We start from the raw sequence: 24,028 nt of genomic DNA, 5'->3' as shown, positions 1-24,028 counted from the left end.
CTTAGCGGGCGCCGCCCTGGCGGTCGAGCGCAAGATTGAGCGCGAGTACGTTGACCCGCGGCGCACCGATGATGCCAAGCAGGGGGGGCCGTACGTTCGCCTCAACCAGCTGGCGGATGCGCTCGGCCGCAATCCCGCGCACTTTGGCTACACGCGCCACCTGGAAGCGAGCGGCCGCCGGGCTGATGTCGGGATCGAGCCCGGAGCCCGAAGCGAGCAGCAGGTCCGCCGGGGCATTCGCACCCAGCCGCGTCTGGTCGGCACGCACGCGGTCGATCAGCTTCTTGCTCGCGGGGCCCATGTTCGACCCGCCGGAGGCGAGCGGGTCATAACCGTTGCCGGCAGCCGAAGGACGGCCCTGGAAATAGCGGGCAGCGGCGAAGTTCTGGCCGAGCAGCGCCGATCCGCGCAGCTGGCCGGCGCCGTCGCGAACCAGCGAGCCATTGGCCTGTGCCGGGAAGAGCAGCTGGCCGGCCCCGGTGATCACCAGCGGATAGGCGATCCCGAGCAACGCCGCGAAGATCAGGGTGAACAGGAAGGCCGGACGGAGGCCGGAAACGAGATCGGAATGCATGGCGTATCCCTCTTCAAAAGCGGGTGGAGACGCCCAGATAGACCTGGGCAGCTGGAGTGGCCTGGTTCAGGCCGAGATTGGCGCCGAGATCGACCTGCAGCGTCGGGCGGAGCAGATAGGTCGCGGCGATGTCGGCCGAGGTTTGCGTCATCGTGGCCGCCGGATCGAAGTTCCGCGCGACCCAGAACTCGCCGATCAGCGTGAACCTGGAGGTGACCGCCTTCCCGAGATTGGCAGTGCCGACCAGCTGCGCATGATGGCCATGCCCGTCGCCGTCGGCGAGCACGTCGGCCTCGGGGCCGAAGGTGAGCATGAAGCCTTTGGGGAGCGAGATGTTGACCGGCACGATCACCCCGCCCTCGGTCCGGCCATCGCCGATGCCCATCTTCGCCGTGGGGATCTTTACGAAGGGCAGCACCGCGATCTGCACCTGCCCCGCGGGATCGGTAAGCCGCTGCTTCAGCCGTATCGTCAGGTCACCGACGCCGTGCAGCGTCTGGATGCCCTCTGCCGTGCGGGTGCGCACGGTCTCATGGGGCGCGATGCTCAGCTCGATATCGGTTGATCCGGTGAGACCAGCTTTCAGCGTCGGGCTGGTGTAGAGGATCGTGTCGACGCGAGTGCCGCCGCTGTCGGCGCGGGTCCAGTTGCCGACATCGGTCTCCAGCTGCACCGTGCCTTCCGGCACAGTGCAGGCGAAGTTCGACTTGGTCGGGCGATCGGTGCACAGCGGCTGTGCGGCCGGTGCCGCGGCGGCAGGCACGCTGTCCTGCGCAAAGACGGGAGCGGCCAGGACGCTCAGCACCGCCAGCAAGAGAAAACTACGGAACATTGGGTCCAGATCCTCAGGCGAGGTGAAGGCCGGCGACGGCCAGATCGATGAGCTTGATGCCGATGAACGGAGCGATCAGGCCGCCCAGGCCGTAGATGGCGAGATTGCGGGCGAGCAACTGCCCCGCACCCATCGGTTTGTAGGTCACGCCCTTCAGCGCGAGCGGCACCAGGAACGGGATGATGATCGCGTTGAAGATCACGGCCGACAGGATCGCGCTGTTCGGACTGGACAGGCCCATCACATTGAGAATGCCGAGACCGGGATAGAGCGCGACGAACATCGCCGGGATGATGGCGAAGTATTTCGCGACATCGTTGGCGATCGAGAAGGTGGTCAGCGCGCCACGCGTCATCAGCAGCTGCTTGCCGAGCCCCACCACCTCAATCAGCTTGGTCGGATCGCTGTCGAGATCGACCATGTTGCCGGCCTCGCGCGCCGCCTGGGTGCCGGTGTTCATCGCCACGCCGACATCGGCCTGCGCCAGCGCGGGCGCGTCGTTGGTGCCGTCCCCGCACATCGCGACCAGCTTGCCGCCCTGCTGTTCCTGGCGGATCAGCGCCAGCTTGTCCTCGGGCGTGGCCTCCGCGAGGAAGTCGTCCACGCCCGCCTCGGCGGCGATGGCGGCGGCGGTGAGCGGGTTGTCGCCAGTGATCATCACCGTGCGAATGCCCATCCGGCGCAGCTCGGCGAAGCGCTCGCGGACGCCGGCCTTCACCACGTCCTTCAGCGCGACCGCGCCGAGCAGGCGTCCGTTGCGGGTCACTGCCAGCGGGGTCATGCCGCCGCGGGCGATGCCGTCGGTGATGCGCTTGAGCTCGGCAGCACCGGCAGCGTCCGGATCCATCTTGAGGATCGAATCCACCGCGCCCTTCAGGATCACCGTGTCGCCCTGGCGCACGCCCGAGCTGCGGGTCTGCGCAGTGAACGGGATCACCTCGGCCGGGCAATCGAGCACCGCATCGAAGGCAAATTTCTCGCGGCCCAGCGTCACGATCGAGCGCCCCTCGGGCGTCTCGTCGGCGAGGCTGGCGGTCAGCGCAGCCTCGGCCAGCATGCGCTCCTCCACGCCGGCCAGCGGGTGGAAGGCACTCGCCTGCCGATCGCCTATGGTGATGGTGCCGGTCTTGTCGAGCAGCAGCACATCGACGTCGCCCGCGGCCTCCACCGCGCGACCGGACTTGGCGAGCACGCTGAAACGCACCAGCCGGTCCATGCCCGCAATGCCGATAGCGGAGAGCAATGCGGCGATGGTGGTCGGGATCAGCGTAATCAGCAGCGCCGCCAGCACCGCCACCGGGATCGCCCCGCCGGCATAGGTGGCGAAGGCGGGGACCGTGCCAACCGCGATCAGGAAGATGATCGTCAGTCCAACGAGCAGGATGGTCAGCGCGATCTCGTTGGGTGTCTTCTGCCGCTCGGCCCCCTCGACCAGCGCGATCATCCGGTCCAGGAAGCCCTTGCCGGGATCCTGCGTCACGCGGAGGATGATCCGGTCGGAAATGACCCGCGTGCCCGCCGTGACGGCCGAGCGGTCGCCGCCCGCCTCGCGGATCACCGGCGCGCTTTCGCCGGTGATCGCCGCCTCGTTGACCGAGGCGACGCCCTCGACGACTTCGCCATCGGCCGGGATCAGGTCGCCGGTTTCGACCAGCACCAGGTCGCCGCGCTCGAGCAGATGCGCGTCGACCTTGTGCCAGGTCTCACCGACGTCGGTGAGCTTCTTGGCCTCAAGCCCGGACTTGGTGGCGCGCAGGGAAGCCGCCTGGGCACGGCCCCTGCCCTCAGCCAGTGCTTCGGCAAAGGTGCCGAACAATACCGTGAGCCATAGCCAGACGATCAGCTGGACCTGGAAGCCCAGCGGCAGCGGCTCGCCGCCGAGCACCAGCAGCAGGGTTAGCAGCAGCGCCGCCACCGCGGTGGTGAACAGTATCGGGTTTCGGATCAATTGGCGCGGGGAAAGCTTGCGGAAGGCATCTTCGATGGCCGGGCCGATCAGCTCGGCCGCGAAGATGGACTTGGGTGCAGACATTGCTTGTCGTCCTCAGAACAGCTGGCCGCGGAGCAGCGTGACGTGATCGGCAATTGGGCCCAGTGCCAGGCTCGGCAGGAAGGTGAGCCCGCCCAGGATCAGGATGATGCCGACGAGCAGCCCCACCCACAGCACGCCGGTAGTCGGGAAAGCGCCGACCCCGCCCGCGACGTGCTTCTTGGCGGCGAGGCTGCCGGCGATCGCCAGCACCGGCACGATCACGAAGAAGCGGCCGAGCCACATCGCGATACCCAGCATGGCGTTGTAGAAAGGCGTGTTGGCGGACAGGCCGGCGAAGGCCGAGCCGTTGTTGCCGGTCGCAGACGTGAAAGCGTAGAGGATCTCCGAGAAGCCGTGCGGGCCGTTGTTGGCGATCCCCGCGAGGCCGGCCGGCAGCACCGAGGCGAGCGCAGCGCCGCCCAGGATGCACAGCGGCAGCACGGCGATGGCGAGCACCGCCAGCTTCACTTCGCGCGCCTCGATCTTCTTGCCGACATATTCAGGGGTGCGGCCCACCATCAGCCCGGCGACGAACACCGACAAGATGGCGAACAGCAGGAAGCCGTAGATACCGGCGCCGACGCCGCCGACGACGATCTCGCCCAGCTGGATGTTGAACAGCGGGATCAGGCCACCCAACGCGGTGAAGCTGTCATGCATCGCGTTGACCGCGCCGCACGAGGCTGCGGTGGTGACCACCGAGAACAGCGCGCTGCCGACCACGCCGAAGCGGGTCTCCTTCCCCTCCAGATTGCCGCCCGCGACATCGAGTGCGTACAGCGCCGGGTTGCCGGCCGATTCCGCCGCATAGGTCACCGCGACGCCGCCGAGGAACAGCACCGCCATCGCGGCGAGGATCGCCCAGCCCTGGCGCGTGTCTCCCACCGCTCTGCCGAAGGTCCAGGTCAGGCCGACGCCGACGAGGAAAATCGACAGCATCTGCACCAGGTTGGTCAGCGCGGTCGGGTTCTCGAACGGATGCGCCGAGTTGGCGTTGAAGAAGCCGCCACCATTGGTGCCGAGCATCTTGATCGCTTCCTGGCTGGCAACCGGTCCCAGCACGATCGTCTGGCGCGCGCCTTCCAGCGTCGTCGCGTCCACGCTGCTGGCCAGCGTTTGCGGCACGCCGCTCGCAACCAGGAACAGCGCGTAAACCATGCAGATCGGCAGTAGCAGGTACAGCGTCACGCGGGTGAAGTCGGCCCAGAAATTGCCGATGCCGCGCGCCTCGCGCCGCGCGAAGCCCCGGAACAGTGCGAAGGCGATGGCGATACCGGTCGCCGCCGAGGTGAAGTTGTGGACCGCCAGCCCTAGCGCTTGCGAGAGGTTGGAGAGCGTCGATTCCCCCGCATAGCCCTGCCAATTGGTGTTGGTGGCGAAGCTGATCGCGGTGTTGAACGCTCCGTCCGCTCCCATGCCGGTAAGGCCGCGCGGGTTCCACGGCAGCACCGGCTGCAGGCGCAGCACCGCATAGGTGAGCAACGCCAGCGCGAGGTTGAACAGGACCAGGTGCAGCGCATAGGTGCGCCACCCCTGCTCGGCTTCCGGATCGATGCCGCCGGCGCGGTAGATGCCACGCTCCACGGAGCCGAGTACGCGATGGAGTGGGGTGCTGCGGCCTTCGTACAGCGCGAAGAGCCAAAGGCCCATCGGCTTGGCGGCGGCCGCGAGGGTGGCGACGAAGAGGGCGATGAACGCCCAGCCTTGAAGTGTCATGCGGGCCTCCTCAGAATCGCTCGGGCCGCAGCAGCACGGCGACGAGGTAGACGAGCAAGGCAAGCGCGGTCACGCCGGCGAGCATCAGGTGCAGGCCCATGCGCTCAGGCCTTCACACACAGCTGGATGAAGGCGAGCGTCAGCAGGAACAGCCCGCCGAGCGCGGCAAGCCAGAGAATGTCGGACATGAGGTTGGCCCTTGTCATGGCACCGCCCGGTGGCGGCTTGGGTGCGATCTAGGTCCGCAGGGCGTTAAGCTTCGACGGCGAAAGCGGGCCGCCGGCATTAAGATTCCATATAGTCGGGCGCTCGGCCGTGGCGCCGGCCGGCCCGCCGCACTACCAAAGGCAGTGATGAACGACCGCCCCTCCCCCGAAGCATTGCTGCGCGAAGCCCGGCGCGAGGCGCGTGGCCGGCTGAAGATCTTCCTCGGCGCGGCACCTGGCGTGGGCAAGACGTTCGAGATGCTCCACGAAGGCGCCGAGAGGCTGCACGGCGGCAGGGACGTCGTCATCGGCGTGGTCGAGACACATGGCCGCGCCGAGACTGAAGCGCTGGTTACCCCGTTCGAGGTCCTGCCAGGCAAGCCTGTGGAGCATCAGGGTCATCGGCTGGAGGAAATGGACCTCGACGCGATCCTCGCCCGCCGCCCGGCGCTGGTGCTGGTCGACGAGCTCGCCCACACCAACGCCCCCGGCAGCCGCCACCCCAAGCGCTGGCAGGACGTGGAGGAGCTGCGCGACGCGGGCATCCACGTCTACACCACGCTCAACGTCCAGCATGTCGAGAGCCTCAACGACGTGGTCGCGAGCGTGACCCGGGTGCGGGTGCGCGAGACGGTGCCCGACGCGATCTTCGACGATGCCGAGATCGAGCTGGTCGACCTGCCGCCCGACGAGCTGATCGACCGGCTGAAGGAGGGCAAGGTCTATGTGCCCGCCGAGGCGAGCCGCGCGCTCGCCCATTTCTTTTCCAAGGCGAATCTGTCGGCGCTGCGCGAAATGGCGCTTCGCCGCGCGGCGCTCAGCGTCGACCGGGCGATGCTCGACCATCTCGACGCGCTGGCGGTGCCCGGCACCTTCGCGGCCGGCGAGCGCGTGCTGGTGGCAGTGAGCGAACTGCCCGGCGGCGACGGGCTGGTCCGGGCCGGCAAGCGCCTCGCCGACGCGCTCCGCGCACCCTGGCAGGTGGTGTTCGTAGAAACACCGCGCGCGGAACGCTTCCGCCCCGAGCAGCGCCACCGCATCGCCGAGACGCTGCAACTGGCGAGCAGCCTGGGCGCCACCGTCGCCACCGTGCCTGCCGCCACCGTGATCGACGGGCTGCGTACCCATCTTGCCGGTATGCGCGCAACGCAACTGGTGATCGGCCGCTCGCGCCGCAGCTGGTGGTTCGAGCTGCGCCACGGCTCGGTGGTCGAATCGATGCTGCGCGCAAGCCAGGGCGTGGCGGTGCATGTTCTGCCCGCCGCCGAGGCGCGGGTGGGCGAGCGCCGAACCCCGGCCCTGCCCGCGCTCGGCCGCTGGCAGGAGCATCTGGTGGGCATGCTCGCCGTCGCGCTGACGGTGATCCTCGGCCGCGTAACGTTGCCGCTGATCGGCGCGGGGGGCACCGACCTGCTGTTCCTACTGCCGGTGATCCTGATCGCCTTCCGCTCCGGGTTCGGCCCGGGCGTGTCGACCGCGATGATCGGCGGCCTGGCCTACAACTTCTTCTTCCTGCCGCCGCTCTACACCTTCACCATCGGCGAGCCCCAGAGCGTGCTCACCTTCTTCGTGCTGACCGGCATCGCGCTGTTCACCGCCAACCTGACAGGCCGGCTGCGCGCCCGCGCCACGCTCGGCACGCGCAGCGCGCAGGAGAATGCCGCCGTGGCCGCCTTCGGCCAGGCGCTGGCGCGCGCGTCCGACCCGGAGACGACCAGCCGCGTGGTGTGCGAGGAGATCGCGCAGCTGCTCGACGTGTCGGTGCTGCTGCTCGTCCGCCGCGACGGCACGCTGGAACGGGTAGCAGCCTACCCGGAAGACGCGCCGCCAATGGGCGCGGTCGATCATGCCGCAGCCGAATGGGCGTGGAGCAGCGGCGAGGCCGGTGGAGTCGGCACCGGCACGTTGATTGCCGCCGACTGGCAGTTCCACCCTTTGCGCACCAGCCTGGGTGTGCTGGCGGTGATCGGCCTCGCCGCATCCGATGGCCGCGAGCCGATCACCGCCGATCGCGCGCTGCTGCTTTCCACCCTCCTCGGCCAGGCCGCGCTCGCCCATGAGCGGCTGCGGCTGGAACACGACGTGCGGGAAGTATCGGTGTTGCGCGAGCGAGACCGGCTGCGCGTCGCCCTGCTCTCCTCGGTCGGCCATGACCTGCGTACCCCACTAACCTCAGTCGCAGCGGCAGTGGACGCTCTTGCCCATGCCCATCCAGACGAGCCGGCGACCGCGATCGCCCGCGCCGAAGTCGCCCGGCTGCGGCGCTTCCTGGACAATCTAGTCGACATGGTGCGGATCGATTCCGGCGCGGTGGCGGTCACCCTCGAGCCAATCGACCTCACCGATGCCGCAGCCGCGGCAGTCCATGACCTTCGCCATGTGCTGGCCGGGCGCGAATTGGTGCTGCGCGTGCCGCCGGACTTGTCGTTGGTCAATGCCGACCCGCGATTGCTGCACCACATACTACTGAACCTGCTTTCCAACGCGGCGGTGCATGGCGGCGACGGGGCGATCGAGATCGTCGGCCAGCGCCGACCCGGAGCAGTGCGGCTGAGCGTGCGTGATCATGGGCCTGGGCTTCCGTCCGGCGAAGAAGCCATCTTGTTTGAAACCTTCGCGCGCGGGGTCGGCAGCGACCGCACTGTGGGTAGTGGCCTAGGGCTGGCGATCGCGAAAGGTTTCGCGGGCGCGATGCACGTGCCGATTCAAGCTGCAAATGCGGAAGACGGCGGCGCGATTTTTTCCCTCGATTTAGCGCCGTTTGCCGCGGGATGAGCAACCGAAGCACTTATACTCCAGTCCGGCGGTGTTCTAGGGAAGGAGCACGCGCGACGCTGCGCGACTAGGCCGGCAACCGCTGCTTCAGCCCCTAACAGCCGCGTCGCGGGGCGTGGGTGGCTACTCTTGATGCGGGAACGGCTTGTCCGCTTTCGCCGAAGCGGCCGACGGCGCAATACCTGACAGCGCGAGCCGCATGGTTGAAGCGTCGCGACAGGCGGCGTGCGCACCGGGTCCGATGCGCCGCACTCGTCCGCACAAAGTGTTCAGCGCCATTGAAGTGCCACTCTCGGCAAGCCCGAAGGCGCGGCACGGTCCGGAGCCGGAGATACAAAGGTGCGTCGGATCGGCCACACTCGACTGAAAATTTCGTTTCGCTTCGGTTGCTCAGTTGTAACCGGTTACATCGTTATGTAACCGGTTACAAATCATTGCTGAGCTGTCGCGCGGGCTGATGCTGAGGCGACAGCATAAAAAGTGGGATGAGGATGACGAAGAAAACAGTACGTAGCCGCTCGACCGGTAAATCCGCCTTGGCCACCTGCGTTGCGCTTTTGATAGCAACCTCGGCCACAGCGCAGACGTCCAATTCCACGGTTCGCGGCAACGCGCCAGCTGGCGCCACCGTTATTGCGACCGAGGTGAACACAGGTGCCGTACGTCGCACGACTGTCAACGCTGACGGCACCTACGTTATCGTGGGTCTGCCTGCAGGTAGCTACCATATCACAGCGGGCGACGGGTTCAGCGCTGATGTAGCGCTGTCCGTCGCGTCGGTTTCGGTGGTCGATCTAGAGCCAGGCACGGCGGAGAGCGGCAAGGACACCGTCGTTGTGACCGGCAGGCACCCGACTGTGGAAGTGCGTTCGTCCCAGGTCAACCAGATCGTGACGCTACACGACATCGCCTCGCTACCGCAGTCGACGCGCAACTTCCTTGAGTTCGCCGACACCGTGCCCGGCATGCAATTCACCCGCGATCAAAAGGGCAACACCTCCATCCGCGGCGGAGCGCAGCTCGACTCCGCTGCCAACATCTATATCGATGGCGTCAGCTGGAAGGATTATGTCGGCAGCGGCGGCGGCACCAGCGGCAGCGGCAGCGGCTTCGCCGGTAGCGGCGGTGCCAGCGGTGAGGGCGACCCGGGCAACCCGTTCCCGCAGCTGGCCATCGGCGAGTACAAGGTCGTCACCTCGAACTACAGCGCCGAATATGGCGACGCGTCGAGCGCGATCATCATTGCGCAGACCAAGTCCGGTACCAACAAGTTCCACGGTGAGGTCTTCGGCAACTATACCGACCAGAATCTGCGTGCCTCGCTGCCGAGCGAGGCCAATAAGGCGCGCCAGTCGAGCAAGGAATATGGCGCGGCGCTGGGCGGGCCGATCATCAAGGACGTCGCCCACTTCTTCTTCACCTGGGAGCACAAGAGCCTCGCCATCTCGAACACCGTGTTCCCGAACGGTGCCGTGCCGGCCCAGGCGATCGCCTTGCTTCCGGCCAACGTCGCCAGCCAGTTCGGCGCGGTGACCAACCCGTTCAAGGAGAATCTCTACTTCGGCAAGATCGACATCGAGCCGACGGCGAACGATCGGATCGAGTTCACCGGCAACTTGCGGCTGGAGACCAACATCACCGGCGCCAGCGGGCAGAATGCGGCATCGACGGCGGTGCCCTACAAGAACGACGTCAAGCGCGGCGACGTGCGCTGGCAGCATAGCACCGATCGCTGGGTCAACGAGTTCAGGGTGTCCTACCAGGATTCCAACTCCGCCGCGTTGCCGACCAAGGCCGCGCCGCAGTTCCAATATTCCTGGTTCCCCAACGCGCCGACCGCGTTCAACAGCGAGCAGAACAGCGCCTCGATCATCAATGTCGGCGGTCCGGGCTCTGGGGTCGGCATTGTCAACCGGCAGCGCGGCTGGACGTTCGCGGACAACCTGACCTTCTCAAACGTCAATTTCGGCGGCAATCACACGTTCAAGGTCGGCGCCACTTACAGCGCGGTCAAGCTCAAGACGCAGAACGCCAGCACCGACCTGACCAATGCGGCCTATTATTACGCGGTGAGCTCCGACGGCGTCGGCGCGACGCCGTGGCAGGTCCAGTTCGCCAACGTTGTACCCGGCTACTCGCCGAACGTGACGACGACGGACAAGCAGTACGGCGTCTACCTGCAGGACAACTGGGAGGTGAACGACAAGCTCACCTTTGATCTCGGCATCCGCTGGGATCATGAGGAGGTGCCTGCCTACCTGAATTATGTCACCCCCGCGCCGGTGGTGGCAGCGCTCGACAGCCCGTTCTGCGGCGCCGGGGCGACCAGCTGTGCTACGAGCAAGACCTATGCACAGGTGCTGGCGACGAGCGTGCCTGGCGCACCTGGCATCAACATCAACGATTATGTCGGCACCGGCAGCAACCGGAAGGCGCCGCACAATTTCTCACCACGTATCGGCTTCACCTACGACTTCCATGGTGACGGCGCGTTCGTGGTGTTCGGCGGCTATGCCCGCACGTACAATCGAAACCTGTTCAGCACGCTTGCGCTGGAAACGACCAAGATCGCGCTCAACAACAATCCCCAGGTCTTCTTCCCGTCGGCCCAGACGCTGGACAACTTCGGCGGCGGGCAGTGCAAGACGCAGGCTGACGTCAATCCGGTCAACCACTGTTATGCCTGGGATCCGGCCTATCTGACGCCCTCGGGCCTGGCGACGCTGCAGACCAGCCCGACTTCGCACGAGGTCGATCTGATCAACAACAACATCAAGACACCTTATGCCGACCAGTTCAGCTTGGGCATCCGCAACCGCATTGGCGATTGGAACACCCAGGCGACGCTCGCCTATATCGCGAGCTACGACGGCATCTACGGCCATTGGGGTGGGCGCTATGCCGATGGCTCCTTCTACCAGAATGGCAGCCAGTGGGGGGCGCAGGGCGTGCCCGGGATCGGCTCGCTGATCCTGTGGGATAACGGCTTCAAGGATCGCAACTTCCAGGTCTCGCTGGCCGCGCAGAAGCCCTACACCAAGGTTTCCGGCTGGAGCGCTACGGTATCCTATACCTATTCGGCGGCGGCACAGAACAACTCGTATGCCTATGGCTCCGCCGGCAATATGTACCTGTTCGATTACCCGACGATCGGCGGCTATCCCACGCTCCGCTCGACGGCGGTGCCACGGCACCGGCTGGTGATGACGAGCACTTACGATCTGCCCTGGGGCATCCAGTTCGGCGGCAAGGTGTCGCTGGCAACCTCCCAATCGGTCAGCCAGATCTATGGCTGCGATACCGGCATCCCCGGCTGCAATCCGTACAACGCGATCGGCGGCGGCACCGCCGGCATCGCTATCCTGAAACCGAACGATTTCCTCGGCTACAAGGACATCGACGTCCAGTTCACCAAGAACTTCGCGCTGCCCTACAGCGCGACCGCCTATGGCCGTGTCGACATCCTCAATCTGTTCAACTGGAAGAACTACGATCCAGCCGCCATCGTGACGACCAGCACCAACGGACTGCCCACCTCAGCCGCGTTTGACACCAAGGGCGCGATTGTGGGGACGCCGTTCATGGTGAAATTCTCGGCCGGGTTGCGGTTCTAATTCACCCCGGACGAGGCGGGCGCTCCGATCCCTGCGGGGCGCCCGCTTCCTTTTGTTGCGCGATGCCGCGGGCTGGGATCGTGCGGAGAGTAGTTCGAAAATAGAATGCAGCAGCAGCAATCGCAGGCGACGATCCGCAGCATCGCGGTGATCGGCGGCGGATCGGCCGGCTGGATGACGGCGGCGGCAATTTCCAAGTCGTTTGGACGCTCCATCCGCGTCACGCTCGTCGAATCCGAGGAGATCGGGCTGATCGGCGTGGGCGAGGCGACCGTGCCGCACCTCTCTGCTTTCAATCGTCTGCTCCAGATCGATGAGGCCGAGTTCATCCGCCAGACCCAGGGCAGCTTCAAGCTCGGCATTCAGTTCAACGACTGGGGGAAGATCGGCGACAGCTATGTTCATGGCTTTGGCACGATCGGTCGCGACCTGGGGCTGCTGCCCTTCCACCAATATTGGCTGAAGGCGCGCGCAGCGGGTAAGGCGAAGGATATCAGCGCCTATTCTCTGAACACGCTGGCTGCGCCGCTCGGCAAGTTCATGGTGCCGCCCAGCGACGCGCCGCCCAACACGCCGCTCGCTGAAATCGCCTATGCCTATCATTTCGATGCGGTGCGCTACGCCGCCTTCTTACGCCGTCGTGCCGAGGCGCAGGGCGTCACGCGCATCGAGGGGAAGGTGATCGCAGTCGACCGTAACGGCGAGACGGGCTTCGTCGACAGCGTGACACTGGAGCGCGGCGACGTGATCGCCGCCGACCTGTTCATCGATTGCACCGGTTTTCGCGCGCTGCTGATTGGAGACACGCTGGGCGTCGGATTCGAGGATTGGACGCACTGGCTTCCCTGCGATCGCGCGCTGGCGGTGCCATGCGCGAAGATGGGGCCGCCGACGCCTTATACCCGCTCCACTGCGCGGCCGGCGGGCTGGCAGTGGCGCATCCCGCTCCAGCACCGCACTGGGAACGGCTATGTCTATGCTAGCAACGCGATAAGCGACAACGAAGCGGCGGCGTTCCTGCTCGCCCATCTCGACGGCGAGGCACTCGGCGAACCGCGGCTGGTGCGCTTCACCACCGGCAAGCGGCACCGGCTCTGGGACAAGAACGTTATCGCGATCGGCCTCGCCGGCGGCTTCGATGAGCCGCTGGAATCCACCGCGATCTACCTGATTCAAGCCGGGATCAACCGGCTGATGGCATTGTTCCCGGACACGCGCTGCGATCAGGCACTGCGGGACACGTACAACGCGCAGGCGCAGTTCGAATATGAGCTAATCCGCGACTTCATCATTCTCCACTACTGCGCCACCCGTCGAGATGACTCCGATTTTTGGAATCACGTGCGAACGATGGCACTCCCCGACACGTTGACAGCCAACCTAGAGCTGTTCCGCGCGAACGGGCAGTTCTTCCGCAACGGTGCCGAGATGTTTGGGCTGACCAGTTGGGTCCAGGTGATGCTGGGGCAAGGGATCGAGCCGCGCAGCTATCACCCGGCGGTCGAGTGGGTCCGCGACGAGGACCTGCTTAGGCTGATCGGCCATGTCGAAAACGTAGTCGCGGCGAATGTCGGACTTATGCCGCGCCACGAGGAGTTCATCACCCGGTACTGTGCGGCACCGGCCTCCGGGACGCACTACTAACGTCCGGGCCTGGCAAACTCCATCGGTCGAGCCGCCTCTATGTCGCGGGCGGATAGAAAAACGGTTCCGACGATCAGCACGTCGAGATAGCCGTAGGAGCGGCGGGCGAACGGAAGATGGCCGTGCTTCCTACCATTTTCGGCTGCTTGGCGTCGATGATCCCGGCTCGTGCTGCCAATGCCGCCGGTCTGCTCACGCCCCCCTTTTAGCCGCGCACCGCACCGATTGAGCGATCCGACTGCTTCCACCTTCAGGAACGTTGATCGACCTCTTGAGGGCGCAAGCTCAGCAGCCACTCAACCATCAAGCCTTGGCTTGGCAACAGGCACAGGAAGGACGGTCAACATGCTGCTGCCGAGCTTGGCGTCGCCGCTCCGCGCGGTTCGGGGGGCGGTGTGGAGCGTCGAGCTCCCGGTGCTGCAGCTCAAAACCCAAAGGGCTGGACGATCCGATCTTCCGAAATTCCCGCATTTCACACCTCGAGCACTGTCGATTAGAAAACATGCTCTCAGTCGCTAGGTTCCGATGGCGCGGCACATGCCCGCTGCCGCCAGAACGGCCGCTGTTGAAATCACAGTGACAGTTTCGGCGTACACCGACATGACCGCAAGCGGATCGGAACGGCGAGAGTTGGCCGCTAGTCGACGTTCACCGCTCGATTTGAACAAGGTCCTGCGCCGCTTTATTGAGGCCTGTCCTTAGACATCCTGCGTTTAGCTCCAAGAATATTCCACTGGGTTCGCCAGAATGCGTACACTGCCAAGCTCCCGAGCAAAGCCAGTGCGAGGCCGGACGCGCTCATGGCTAGCTTCCAGAGCACACCTCCGGTCTTGGCAGCGTGGACCGGATAGAGCTTCTCGCGTATCGATGCCGCAGTGCCTCCCTCGGCGGGATCGGCACGGCCGAGAATGCCCAATGTGACGGGGTCGGCATAGACGAAGGTGCGGCCATTCGGAGTCCATTCGAAGGACTGCCGCAGCCGGAGGACGATGGGCGCCCCGGCCTTTCGCGGCCATTGCAGGCGGCGGAACTCGGCACCCGGGAAGGTCGCCGCTGCAGCCCGGAAAAGCGGCGCCACGTCCCGGCTGGCCGGCGCCGCGCGGTGCTCCTCCACCTTCGGGAGGTGCGAGCGTGCTTCGGCAATCAGGCCGCCGCCCAGGGCGGGAAACACCATCAGCGCCCCTGTTACCAGCGAGACGAGCAGCAAGGGCGCAGCCACCGCGCCCATATCGCGGTGGTGATGGACGATCGCACCCGACCTCATCGTCGCGGGCCAAGCCCGCAGGCGAAAGCGGCGCCGGCTGCGCCACCACAGCACAATCCCCGTGACGACGAAGAACAGGCCCACCATACCGGCGATGCCGGTGATTGTCTCGCCCGCATCGCCGATCAGCAGCCGGTGATGGAGATCGAACAGCCATAGCTCCGGTCGCTGCCACGACGCCGACCAGCGGGCGACCGTCTCCCCCGCCTGGCTGACATAGGCGCCGCTGCCGTCCTTGAAGATCACCTGATGGACCCCGAGGCCGTCGCCCGCGAAGGTGATGCGGTCGACCGGCTTCGCCCCCTGCGAGACGTGGGCGACGGCTTTCGCCAGCGAAGCCGGATCGGCCCGAACGGGATCTCCGGCATGCGCCACAAAGGTCAGTTCGTCCCGCCACACCAGCAGCGTGCCCGTCAGCCCCAGCACCGCGAGCAACAGGCCGCCGATTGCGCCGATCCAGCGATGGAGCAAGGACAGGAGGTGCATCAGAACCCGGCTTGCCAGCTCAGCGTGAAATTGCGCCCGCGTCCCGTGTAGAAGCGGGCATTGTCGGTCGGTCCCTGCGTGTCGCTGTAATAGGTGACATAGTCGGTGTTGCCGACGTTCTGCACGCTCAGCATCACGCGACCCGCCGCCAGTTCGTATGCAGCATAGGCGTCGAACAGCCGGTAGCCTACGAAATCATTGGCGATCGGCTGCCCCTGGAACCGGTGTGACAGATAGTAGCGGCCCTGCACGCGCGCGCTGAAGCGGCCGCGACCATAGTCGATGCTAAGGTTGAGCCGGTCGGGCGAAATGTTGGCACCATCGAGATCGGCGTCCATCCTGCCGTCGCCATTGGTGTCCGTGCGCCCGCTGACATGGGCAAAGCCGGTGCCTAGCTTCAGCCCCGGCAGCGGGGTGCGGACGTTGAGGTTCACTTCCAGGCCCTCGATGTCGATTGGCTGGCGCATGACGTTGAACATGCCGTCGCTGGCACGCACCAGCACCTGGCCCAAATCGCTCGACGACCAGTAATAGGTGGCACTCGCCTCCAGCGGCCCTTGGTTCACCTCCATGCCGACCTCTCGGTTGTTCGACACGACGGGGGTCAGGTCTATGAAGTCGGCGATGCGGATGTTGGGCTGGCTGATGCCGCGCAGGACGCGCCCGATATCCGCGATCGTATAGCCTTCCGCATAGCTGCCATAGGCGCGGATCGCCTTGATCGGCTCCAGCACCACGCCGCCGTTCCACAAGGCGCGTTCGAACGACGGCTTGCCACCTGTGACCGCCCGCGCGCCGGCGCTGGCGAGCGTCGTGTAATTTGGAATGTTGAGCTGAACATTCTCGTAGCGCACGCCTCCGGCGAGCCGCACGACGCCGTCGAACAGTTTGAGATTGGCCTGTCCGAACGGCGCCAGGCTGCGGAAATCGGTCTGCGGCACCCAGGCGCGGCCGGTCTGGACGAGATCCTGCTTGGTACGGTCGATCAGCGCGTCGAACCCCGCGGTCAGCGTCAGCGCCTCGAATCCCGGCACGGCGCGCTCATAGCTGATCTTGCCGCCGATCTTGCGCGACACGTTGCGCGACTGGTCAAACAGCGTGCCCACCGGGGCGATCCGCGTATCCTGGAACGTCGCCAGGATGCCGCCGGCGAAGGTGTCGCTGGTGCGGTTGTAGAAGCCCTGAAGGGTGAACGCCCCGCCGGCCAGATCGCCGTCGGTGAGCGAGGCCGACACCATCTCCGCAAGGCCGGTCGATGGCTGCCCGGGCGTCTGCCCGCGGCGGCTCGTGGCGGGAATGCCCAGCGCCCGGTTGCCGTCGACAGGCAAGTAATGGTTGTTGCCTTCCAACCTGAAGCGGTTGGCGATCACCTCGATGCGGGCGGTATCGGACAAGTCGAAGCCAGCCCGCCCGAAAAAGGAAAGACTGTCGGTATCCTGGATCTCGCTCTGGTTGCCGTCCAGCCCGATGCGGCGCCCTCGCCCGTCGAGGAACACGCCGCGCCGTTCGAACGCCGCGCCGGCGGTGGCATCGAACCGGCCGCTGCGGACGCTGACCAGGCCCGCGACCTTGCCGCCAAGCGAGTCGCCGGAGAAGTCGTCGCCGCTATTCCCCTGGAGCAGGGTCCGCCCGCTCCAGCCATTTTCCTTGGGGCCCTCGACGGTGACCTGATTGACCACCCCGCCGGTTGCCCCGATGCCCTGCAAGGCATTGGAGCCGTAGATGACCTCTACCCGGTCGATGAAGAACGGATCGATGGTATAGCCGTCCCGCGCACCGTCGCGGATCGGCGTCGTCTGCGGGATGCCGTTGATCGCATAGAGCGGCGATCGGCCGCGCAGCGTCTCGCCGAAGCCGGTAATCTTCTCGCGCGTCGGCGAGAAGGACGGGAGCAGTGCCGAAACCGCATCTACGGTGGAACCGGACACCGCCACCTGGCGCGACAAGGTCTCGCGATCGATCACGTCCACCGTCAGCGGCAGCGCGCTGGCCGGCAATTTGGTCCGCGCGGCAGTCACGACGATATCGTCGCGCGCGTTTTCGTGCGCATCCTCGCCGGCGCGGCCTTCCTGCGCCTCGGCACTTCCCGTCCAGGTGGTAGCTGCGGCGATCAGGCCGATGGCAAACTTCATCGTCTTCCCCTTTTCGGGGCGCGATAGGAAATAGTCGCCATCTTTGCAACGGCCTCGCATTAGCAGGTTCGACACCCTCTATCCCGGTGGTGCACGGGGCTCAGGCTGTCCCGCCGCTGGGTCCGAGCGACGGCACCTTATGGCAGAGGCATTTGTCCGCTTGCCTCCGGAGACGGCGATGGCATGGATCTTCGTGTAGCGCCCGCGTCGCCTGAAACCGATTGCCTGGGCGTACGCCGCCTTTTCCGACCACCGCGTATTCCGACTGTACAGCGTTGCACGGACCTAGGCGCACGACGCGTCCTTCCAACCGCAGCCCGCCTGCAGCACATGGACGATGCCGCTGATCACCCGACGGTCGTCATCTCGCGGCTTGTTTGGCAGCAACGGTCGTAGCCGATCCCACTGCTCGTCGTTCAGCCAGAACTCTCCCGGCGTTTCACCCTCCACGTCAACGTGCAGGGTGAATCACGACTCGCACGGCAAGGGAATCCCGTTCATGTGTCCCAGCCCTAGGAGGCGCGCCCGGCCTCCGAACCTCTGGGAGTGGGCGCGTCGTAGTGCAGTGTCCTCGGTTCAGCCGTCTGATCCATGCCACGGCGTCGCTGAACACCTCAACAAAATCAGCAACATGCGCGACGCCGGACATAGCCAAGCTGTCGCGCTCTAGTTAAGCGCGCCAACGTGATTCCGATTTCAGATCTCGTCGACAGGCCGCTTGCTCGCATTCACGATCAGCGTGGGCTCCCCTATTTTCTCACCGAACACGGGACGCCCTGGACACCGATCGGGCACAATGATGCGGTTACCTGGCCTGAACTCTCGCCGCTGTTCCGTCGCCGTGACCCGGCCGCTGTTGAGCGTCACCTCGTCTGGCTGAAGGAGCAGGGCGTCACCGTGATCCGGTTGATGCTGGAGTATTGCCACGGCGAAAACCGGTACCTGGAGCGTCCCGTAGGGCGCTTCGCGCCCAATATGGTTCAGTTCTGGGATGACCTGTTTCGGTTACTTGAGAAGGTAGGCCTGCGAGTATTGCTGACGCCCTACGACACGTTCTTCATGTGGATCCGATGGCGCCACCATCCTTACAATCGAGCGAATGGCGGCGTCTGTGCGTCACAAGCCGAATGGCTGACCTCACCAACCATGCGGGCGGCGATCAAGCGCCGGCTCGCATTCGCGAGCGACCGCTGGGGCAGCAGCCCTGCCCTGTTCGCCTGGGACCTCTGGAACGAAATTCATCCGGCGCATGGAGGGGATGACCCAGCAACCGCTGCTCCATTCATCGCTGACGTAGCGTCCTGGCTGCGGAAATACGAAAGGGAGCGGCACGGCTTCGCTCACCTCCAGACCGTGTCAGTCTTCGGTCCGGAACTTATCAATCACCCAACGCTGGCCGAGTCGATCTTCCGGCACCCGGCACTCGATTTCGCAAACACGCATCTTTATGAGACCGGCACGATCGACTCCCCTCAAGACACTGTCAGCCCTGCGCTCGCAGTTGCGCGTCTGATGCGGACCGCCGTTGAGGAAGCGGGCGACCGGCCGGTGTTCGATTCTGAGCATGGGCCAATCCACAGCTTCAAGGACAAGAAGCGCACCTTGCCTGCCGCGTTCGACGACGAGTACTTCCGCCACATTCAATGGGCGCATTTGGCGAGCGGGGGGGCCGGTGGAGGCATGCGGTGGCCCAACCGGCATCCGCACGTGCTAACGCATGGGATGCGCGCCGCCCAGCGGGCACTGGCCGACTTTCTCCCGCTGATCGACTGGACCCGCTTCCGTCGCCGCAATGTTTCGGCCGAGCTCTGCTGCGACGATCCTGGGCTCGCTTTGGTTGGATGTGGGGACGAGCGCCAAGCGCTGATCTGGACTATCCGAACCGACAGCCTCTCTTCACAGGGCATGGTCGAGCCGCGGTGGGACGCGCCGGCAGCTAGGCTGATCGTCCCAGGACTGCACGACGGCGAATACGTGGTGACTACCTACGATACCGCAGCGGGCTCGATCACCGGGTGCTTCGAGGCGGGCAGCGCCTGCGGCGTGCTGGAGGCAATTGTGGGGCCCGTGCACTCTACGCTTGCTTTGTCCATACGAGCAGCCGGGGGCGCCCAAGTGGATGCTGGCAACTAGCGATGGCCGCTCAAGAATCTCTCCGCATCGCCGAAACGGCCTTGTACCGGCCAGTGAAAGCATTTCTCGAGGCGAAAGGCTTTGACGTGAAGGGCGAGGTCTGCGGATGCGACGTGGTCGCTGTTCGCGGTGATGAGCCGCCGGTACTTATCGTCGCTGAGCTGAAGCTCTCCTTCACCTTGGAACTCGTTCTTCAAGCAGTCGACCGCTTACGCTGCGCGGACCTGATCTACCTTGCGGTGATCTCCCGCCGGAAAGGACGAGATCGCGACGGACGTGTCATGAGATTGTGCCGCTTGCTGGGGGTCGGCCTCCTCGTGGTAGATCTGAAGCTCGGCACGGTCTCCGTTCTGGCCGAGCCGTCACCCTACCGCCCTCGGCCAGATCTGCCGCGGCGGTCGCGGATCTTTAAGGAGCACGCGAATCGTAGAGGCGATCCCGCAGAAGGAGGCTCCACACGCCAACCGCTCATGACGGCCTATCGGCAACGGGCGATTGCCTGCGCCGAGGCCATCGGTAGCGGCGTAGCCCGACCGCGCGACCTGAAGCACCTCGCGGAAGACGCGGGCCAGATCCTGCTGCGGAATGTGTACGGCTGGTTCCTCAGAGAAAAACCCGGACATTACAGATTATCTGAGGCTGGTGCGGCCATGTTGAAGGGTCTTGAAAGCTTGTCAACCGTCCGGCGGCTGCTAGACGGCCCCGATGCTGATGGCCGCCCTCTTTCTCCTGCAGGTTCAGGAAGACGATGATCCCGTCGTAACGGATTACGTCACCTGTGTAGTTCACCAGGTAGGGGAGCTCTACAACGCGTCCGGAACCGCGAATGCCGTGGCTCGCGCCGCGATACAGGCGTGCAAAGACAAAGAACCTGGGCTCAAGGCCTCCGTCCGCGACGACATGATCAGCGATATGGTCAAGGGCGGCAAGACGGTCGACAGCGCCGAGCGAGCGGCAAACAAACAAATCGCGGCCGGCTGGGCGGCATACATGGCCAACCTGGAGCGCAACGCTGAAGCTTCCGTCATCCGCTTCAGGGCTCGCCTTCCGCAGCGATAGGGCCGATCAACGCAGGGCATCCGCCTGCCGTCTCGACGCAACCGCGGGTGCCGAGCCACCGGCGTAGGCCGCGGGGTTGCAACAACGCCTCGAGGTCGGCTGAACTGCTATCCTAAGTTACTGTTATTGCGTGGAACGACCATAGCGTACGATCCGTTCGCGACCGTCATACTCCCTTAGGAGAGATCATGGGCTCGCTATCCGTTCTCCGCGCATTCTTCGCTATCCTGTCGCTCCTTCTGCTGGCAGCCGCTGCCTATCTGCTGTGGTCGTGGTATGACGGGGAATGGGTGCGCGATGCTGACGGTGCGCTACGGCGCGTTCGGGAGGATTGGCGCCTCTGGACGGGGGGCGGCTTGCTCGCCTGGTCCTTGCTGGGCCGATCCATGGTGCTTCTGCTCGTGGCGCGCCGGGACACGGACCCGATGCGGCTAGAGCGGGGAAACGGCACCTATATCGATAGCCCGACGGGTGCTCGGCTTTATGTGGAGATTCATGGATCCGACGATCTCCCGCCCCTGATCCTGACGCATGGCTGGTCACTCGACAGCCGCATCTGGCATTATGCCAAACGAGACCTGGCGCCGCATTTCCAGCTGATCGTCTGGGATTTGCCCGGCCTCGGCCAGTCGAAGCGCGCCCGCGCCAAGGTCGACATGCGGGGCTTTGCGCAGGATCTCGCCTCGGTCCTGCAGCTTGCCGGCGGACGCCCCGCATTGCTCGCCGGGCATAGCATCGGCGGCATGATCCTTCAGACGCTCGCGCGGGATCAGCCCCAATTGTTCGGCCGCGAAGTGCGCGGCCTCGTGCTTCTCGACACCACCTACATCAATCCGCTCAAGACGATGATCCTGAGCGGTCTGGCGCAGGCACTGCGCTGGCCGGTGATCGAGCCGCTGATGCGGCTTACCATCCTCCTGCAGCCGCTGGCTTGGCTGGGCGCCTGGCAGAGCTACCTCAGCGGCGCGTCACATCTCTCGACGCGGCTGGGGTTCGGCAGGTCCGTGACGCGGACCCAGCTGGACCGCACCGCGCGCCTGATGACGATGCAGAACCCTGCGGTGACCGCGCATGGCGATCTCGCGATGTTTCGTTGGAGCTCCGAAGAAGCGCTTCGCGCCTGCCCGGTTCCGATACTGGTGCTCGGCGGCAGCAAGGACATCGTGACGAAGCCGGAAGCCTCCGAGTACATCGCCGGCACTGCGCCGCGGGGCCGGCTGCACATCGTGGAGGGGGCCAATCACATGGGGCCGGTCGAACAGGCCGATGCCTATCACGCGGCGATCCTCGGCTTCGCGCAGTCGCTGCAGTTTCGGGGCCCGACGCCGCTCTGATCGTGTTTGCCGCTGCCCGATGTGCGAAGTTGCTAAATCAGATCAATTGGCTGCAACGAGAGGAAATCTTTAGCATTTCAGTCTCATGCCTAGCTATCGTTTCTGCTTCCGAACTCCCAACAACGTTGCGCATCTGAGCGAGCAGCGCGACTTGCCGGATCTGCGCCAGGCGCTGATCGCGGCGCATCAGGTGGGGCGTATGCTGCTGCACAAGCATGTCCGCCGCGCGCCCTGTGCGCTGCACGGCAGCTTGGACATCGAGGATGAGGATCATCAGCCGGTAGCGCGCATCCTGCTTGCCGACCTCGCCCGGCAGATCTCGTAACCGCGATGTGTCGCCTGCCACAGCCGGTGCCGGAACCGGCACCTGTCGCCCTGCCGGAAGACGTGCCCTATCCCGGCACCATCACCCTCGAGGTCGACGCCCGCGATGTCGAGCGGCGGATCTTTCGGGTGCGCGAGACGATGCCCGTCGCGCGCGCCGGAGAGTTGACCTTGCTTTTCCCGCAATGGCTGCCCGGCTACCACGCCCCCCAGGCGCCGATCGAATTGTTCGCGGGACTGGTCGTAGAAGCAGCGGGACAGGATCTGCGATGGAAGCGCCATCCGGTGAACGTGCAGGCCTTCCTTGTCGACGTGCCGGAGGGAGTCGACACCATCGAGGCGCGCTTTCAGTTCCTGTCGCCGACCGACCCTGCGCAGGGGCGTGTGGTGGTCGGCGCGGATCTGCTGATGCTGCAGTGGAATACCGTGCTGTTGTATCCAGCGGGGCACTTCGCGCGCCGGATCCAGATGGCCCTTACCCTGCTTCTGCCGGAAGGCTGGCGGCATGGCTGCGCGATGGAAGCCGCGCGCGACGGCGACCGCCTCTGCTTCCCGCCCGTGCCGCTGGACGTGCTGGTCGACTCGCCGGTCCTTGCCGGGCGTCATTTCCGCCGCGTCGCGCTGGACGATCAGGCGCAGGTGCATCTGGCGATGGCGGCGGACGGGCCCGATCAGCTGGAAGCCACCCCGGCGCAGATCGCCCCCCACCGCGCGCTGATCCGGGAAGCGGACCTGCTGTTCGGTGTCCGGCCCTTCGATCGCTACGAGGTGCTGTTCGCGCTGAGCGACACGATCGACAGCATCGGCGTCGAGCATCACCGCTCCTGCGAGGCCGCGACGCTGCCGGGCTATTTCACCGACTGGGATGCCACCTTCTCGCGCCGGGACACCATCCCGCACGAGTTTGTCCATAGCTGGAACGGCAAGCACCGACGCGGTGCGGACTCCTGGACGCCCAGCTTCGACCGGCCGATCGGCAATAGCCTGATGTGGGTGTATGAGGGGCAGACGCAATATTGGGACCGGGTGCTGTGTGCACGCTCCGGCCTTTGGACGACGGAACATGCGCTCGGCGCGATGGCGCTTACGGCTGCCACCCACGAAGTGCGTGCCGGCAGCCGCTGGCGCCCGATGAGTGACACGACGCGCGATCCGATCATTGCCGCGCGCGCGCCGTTGCCCTGGCCGAGCTGGCAGCGCAGCGAAGACTATTATTCCGAGGGCGCGCTCGTCTGGCTCGATGTCGACACGCGAATCCGCGAGCTGAGCGGCGAGGCGCGGTCGCTGGATGATTTCGCCCGCAGCTTTTTCGGCGCTGACGCGGAAGGGGATTGGGGCACGCGTACCTACGTGTTCGAGGACGTCGTCGCAGCGCTGGAGCGGCTCGCGCCGTTCGATTGGCAGGGCTTCTTCGCCGCCCGCATCGAAGGCAAGCACGAAGGCGCCCCGCTCGCCGGGATCGATCGTGGCGGGTACCGGCTCGTCTACCGTCCCGAACCCAGTGCCTATTGGGCGAATACGGAGAAGGTCGCGGGCAATCTGAACCTCAGCTTCTCGCTGGGGCTGACGGTCGCGGCAGACGGCGCGGTGAGCGAAGTGCTGTGGGAGGGCCCCGCCTTCGCGGCGGGGCTCACCGTGGGCTCCACGCTGGTGCAGGTGCAGGGCGAGCCCTTCTCCCTCGCGTTCCTGCGTGAGGCGGTGGCCGGGTGCCGCGGGCCGCTAGAGGTGCTGGTGCGCACCGGGAAGCGCGAGCGGCGGGTAGCCTTCCCGGAATGCTCCGGCCACCGCTATCCTCATCTGGAGCCGGTAGACGGGGCCAAGCATCGTCTCGAGGACATCCTGCGCCCGCGCCGGTCCGACTAGCCTGGCCATTACCAGGCGATGCGGTGACAACAAGACTGAG

At 65.6% G+C, this 24,028-nt stretch carries 17 protein-coding genes and 1 pseudogene; 9 read left to right on the top strand and 9 right to left on the bottom strand.

What is annotated here, in order from left to right; genetic code table 11:
* Nucleotide 1 precedes the first annotated feature (1 nt).
* The 5 genes from kdpC to kdpF are packed head-to-tail and all read right to left on the bottom strand — an operon-like array spanning nucleotide 2 to nucleotide 5,254.
* Nucleotides 2–574, bottom strand: a complete 573-nt coding sequence (gene kdpC, locus V7E00_RS17830) for a potassium-transporting ATPase subunit KdpC (protein WP_333573998.1) — start codon at nucleotides 572–574, stop codon at nucleotides 2–4.
* 13 nt (nucleotides 575–587) lie between these two features.
* Nucleotides 588–1,406 (bottom strand): transporter, encoded by an 819-nt coding sequence (locus V7E00_RS17825; RefSeq protein ID WP_333573997.1) that lies wholly within the window; start codon nucleotides 1,404–1,406, stop codon nucleotides 588–590.
* Between the two features lie 13 nt (nucleotides 1,407–1,419).
* Nucleotides 1,420–3,438 (bottom strand): potassium-transporting ATPase subunit KdpB, encoded by a 2,019-nt coding sequence (gene kdpB, locus V7E00_RS17820; RefSeq protein WP_333573996.1) that lies wholly within the window; start codon nucleotides 3,436–3,438, stop codon nucleotides 1,420–1,422.
* Nucleotides 3,439–3,450: 12 nt separating this feature from the next.
* Nucleotides 3,451–5,154, bottom strand: coding sequence for a potassium-transporting ATPase subunit KdpA (gene kdpA / locus V7E00_RS17815; protein ID WP_333573995.1), 1,704 nt, complete (start codon nucleotides 5,152–5,154; stop codon nucleotides 3,451–3,453).
* 10 nt (nucleotides 5,155–5,164) lie between these two features.
* Nucleotides 5,165–5,254 carry a K(+)-transporting ATPase subunit F gene (gene kdpF / locus V7E00_RS17810; protein WP_333573994.1) on the bottom strand — a complete coding sequence of 30 codons (90 nt, stop codon included), beginning with the start codon at nucleotides 5,252–5,254 and terminating at the stop codon, nucleotides 5,165–5,167.
* A gap of 253 nt (nucleotides 5,255–5,507) precedes the next feature.
* On the opposite strand from kdpF, the gene V7E00_RS17805 reads away from it, so the two are divergent.
* Nucleotides 5,508–8,135: a sensor histidine kinase KdpD gene (locus tag V7E00_RS17805; protein ID WP_333573993.1), complete on the top strand. Its 2,628-nt coding sequence runs from the start codon at nucleotides 5,508–5,510 to the stop codon at nucleotides 8,133–8,135.
* 424 nt (nucleotides 8,136–8,559) lie between these two features.
* Here V7E00_RS17805 and V7E00_RS17800 read toward each other — a convergent pair whose 3' ends face one another.
* Nucleotides 8,560–8,733 (bottom strand): hypothetical protein, encoded by a 174-nt coding sequence (locus V7E00_RS17800; RefSeq protein ID WP_333574166.1) that lies wholly within the window; start codon nucleotides 8,731–8,733, stop codon nucleotides 8,560–8,562.
* Between V7E00_RS17800 and V7E00_RS17795 the strand changes: the two genes are divergently transcribed.
* Nucleotides 8,672–11,749, top strand: coding sequence for a TonB-dependent receptor (locus V7E00_RS17795; protein ID WP_333573992.1), 3,078 nt, complete (start codon nucleotides 8,672–8,674; stop codon nucleotides 11,747–11,749). The two genes, V7E00_RS17800 and V7E00_RS17795, sit on opposite strands and share 62 nt — an antisense overlap.
* A 105-nt stretch (nucleotides 11,750–11,854) precedes the next feature.
* Complete coding sequence (locus V7E00_RS17790; protein ID WP_333573991.1) at nucleotides 11,855–13,393, top strand: tryptophan halogenase family protein; 1,539 nt, start codon at nucleotides 11,855–11,857, stop codon at nucleotides 13,391–13,393.
* A 682-nt stretch (nucleotides 13,394–14,075) separates the two neighbouring features.
* On the opposite strand, the gene V7E00_RS17785 is transcribed toward V7E00_RS17790, so the two are convergent.
* The 3 genes and pseudogenes from V7E00_RS17785 to V7E00_RS20110 all read right to left on the bottom strand — a co-directional run.
* Nucleotides 14,076–15,143, bottom strand: coding sequence for a PepSY-associated TM helix domain-containing protein (locus tag V7E00_RS17785; RefSeq protein ID WP_333573990.1), 1,068 nt, complete (start codon nucleotides 15,141–15,143; stop codon nucleotides 14,076–14,078).
* On the bottom strand, nucleotides 15,143–17,275 hold the full coding sequence (locus V7E00_RS17780) for a TonB-dependent receptor (protein ID WP_333573989.1): 2,133 nt from the start codon (nucleotides 17,273–17,275) through the stop codon (nucleotides 15,143–15,145). Before V7E00_RS17780 ends, V7E00_RS17785 begins: the two co-directional genes overlap by 1 nt.
* Nucleotides 17,276–17,452: 177 nt before the next feature.
* Nucleotides 17,453–17,725, bottom strand: a pseudogene (locus V7E00_RS20110) (transposase); the annotation flags it as partial.
* A 234-nt stretch (nucleotides 17,726–17,959) separates the two neighbouring features.
* Here V7E00_RS20110 and V7E00_RS17770 point away from each other — a divergent pair.
* From V7E00_RS17770 to V7E00_RS17745, 6 genes are all read left to right on the top strand, one after another.
* Nucleotides 17,960–19,408, top strand: coding sequence for a hypothetical protein (locus V7E00_RS17770; protein ID WP_333573988.1), 1,449 nt, complete (start codon nucleotides 17,960–17,962; stop codon nucleotides 19,406–19,408).
* A gap of 2 nt (nucleotides 19,409–19,410) precedes the next feature.
* On the top strand, nucleotides 19,411–20,160 hold the full coding sequence (locus V7E00_RS17765) for a DUF2161 family putative PD-(D/E)XK-type phosphodiesterase (protein ID WP_333573987.1): 750 nt from the start codon (nucleotides 19,411–19,413) through the stop codon (nucleotides 20,158–20,160).
* Nucleotides 20,114–20,467, top strand: a complete 354-nt coding sequence (locus V7E00_RS17760) for a hypothetical protein (protein ID WP_333573986.1) — start codon at nucleotides 20,114–20,116, stop codon at nucleotides 20,465–20,467. The genes V7E00_RS17765 and V7E00_RS17760 overlap by 47 nt, the downstream gene beginning before the upstream one ends.
* A gap of 188 nt (nucleotides 20,468–20,655) precedes the next feature.
* Complete coding sequence (locus V7E00_RS17755) at nucleotides 20,656–21,801, top strand: alpha/beta fold hydrolase (RefSeq protein WP_333573985.1); 1,146 nt, start codon at nucleotides 20,656–20,658, stop codon at nucleotides 21,799–21,801.
* 85 nt (nucleotides 21,802–21,886) lie between these two features.
* Entirely contained in the window at nucleotides 21,887–22,126 is a 240-nt protein-coding gene (locus tag V7E00_RS17750; protein WP_333573984.1) for a DUF6894 family protein, read from the top strand.
* Between the two features lie 5 nt (nucleotides 22,127–22,131).
* The gene (locus tag V7E00_RS17745) at nucleotides 22,132–23,988 is read left to right on the top strand and encodes a M61 family metallopeptidase (protein ID WP_333573983.1); all 1,857 of its coding nucleotides are present in this window, start codon (nucleotides 22,132–22,134) and stop codon (nucleotides 23,986–23,988) included.
* The last annotated feature ends 40 nt before the right edge of the window (nucleotides 23,989–24,028 follow it).

The organism is Sphingomonas sp., from assembly GCF_036731925.1.
Classification (GTDB): Bacteria; Pseudomonadota; Alphaproteobacteria; order Sphingomonadales; family Sphingomonadaceae; genus Sphingomonas.
This window is presented reverse-complemented; position numbering and strand designations above follow the sequence as displayed.

What these genes read in the sequence shown, in the direction of transcription:
- V7E00_RS17780 (WP_333573989.1), bottom strand. Translation starts at nt 17,275, where the DNA reads ATGAAGTTTGCCATCGGCCTGATCGCCGCAGCTACCACCTGGACGGGA.
- V7E00_RS17765 (WP_333573987.1), top strand. Translation starts at nt 19,411, where the DNA reads ATGGCCGCTCAAGAATCTCTCCGCATCGCCGAAACGGCCTTGTACCGG.
- kdpF (WP_333573994.1), bottom strand. Translation starts at nt 5,254, where the DNA reads ATGGGCCTGCACCTGATGCTCGCCGGCGTGACCGCGCTTGCCTTGCTC.
- V7E00_RS17805 (WP_333573993.1), top strand. Translation starts at nt 5,508, where the DNA reads ATGAACGACCGCCCCTCCCCCGAAGCATTGCTGCGCGAAGCCCGGCGC.
- V7E00_RS17750 (WP_333573984.1), top strand. Translation starts at nt 21,887, where the DNA reads ATGCCTAGCTATCGTTTCTGCTTCCGAACTCCCAACAACGTTGCGCAT.
- V7E00_RS17760 (WP_333573986.1), top strand. Translation starts at nt 20,114, where the DNA reads ATGCTGATGGCCGCCCTCTTTCTCCTGCAGGTTCAGGAAGACGATGAT.
- V7E00_RS17790 (WP_333573991.1), top strand. Translation starts at nt 11,855, where the DNA reads ATGCAGCAGCAGCAATCGCAGGCGACGATCCGCAGCATCGCGGTGATC.
- kdpB (WP_333573996.1), bottom strand. Translation starts at nt 3,438, where the DNA reads ATGTCTGCACCCAAGTCCATCTTCGCGGCCGAGCTGATCGGCCCGGCC.
- kdpA (WP_333573995.1), bottom strand. Translation starts at nt 5,154, where the DNA reads ATGACACTTCAAGGCTGGGCGTTCATCGCCCTCTTCGTCGCCACCCTC.
- V7E00_RS17785 (WP_333573990.1), bottom strand. Translation starts at nt 15,143, where the DNA reads ATGCACCTCCTGTCCTTGCTCCATCGCTGGATCGGCGCAATCGGCGGC.
- V7E00_RS17745 (WP_333573983.1), top strand. Translation starts at nt 22,132, where the DNA reads ATGTGTCGCCTGCCACAGCCGGTGCCGGAACCGGCACCTGTCGCCCTG.
- V7E00_RS17825 (WP_333573997.1), bottom strand. Translation starts at nt 1,406, where the DNA reads ATGTTCCGTAGTTTTCTCTTGCTGGCGGTGCTGAGCGTCCTGGCCGCT.
- kdpC (WP_333573998.1), bottom strand. Translation starts at nt 574, where the DNA reads ATGCATTCCGATCTCGTTTCCGGCCTCCGTCCGGCCTTCCTGTTCACC.
- V7E00_RS17755 (WP_333573985.1), top strand. Translation starts at nt 20,656, where the DNA reads ATGGGCTCGCTATCCGTTCTCCGCGCATTCTTCGCTATCCTGTCGCTC.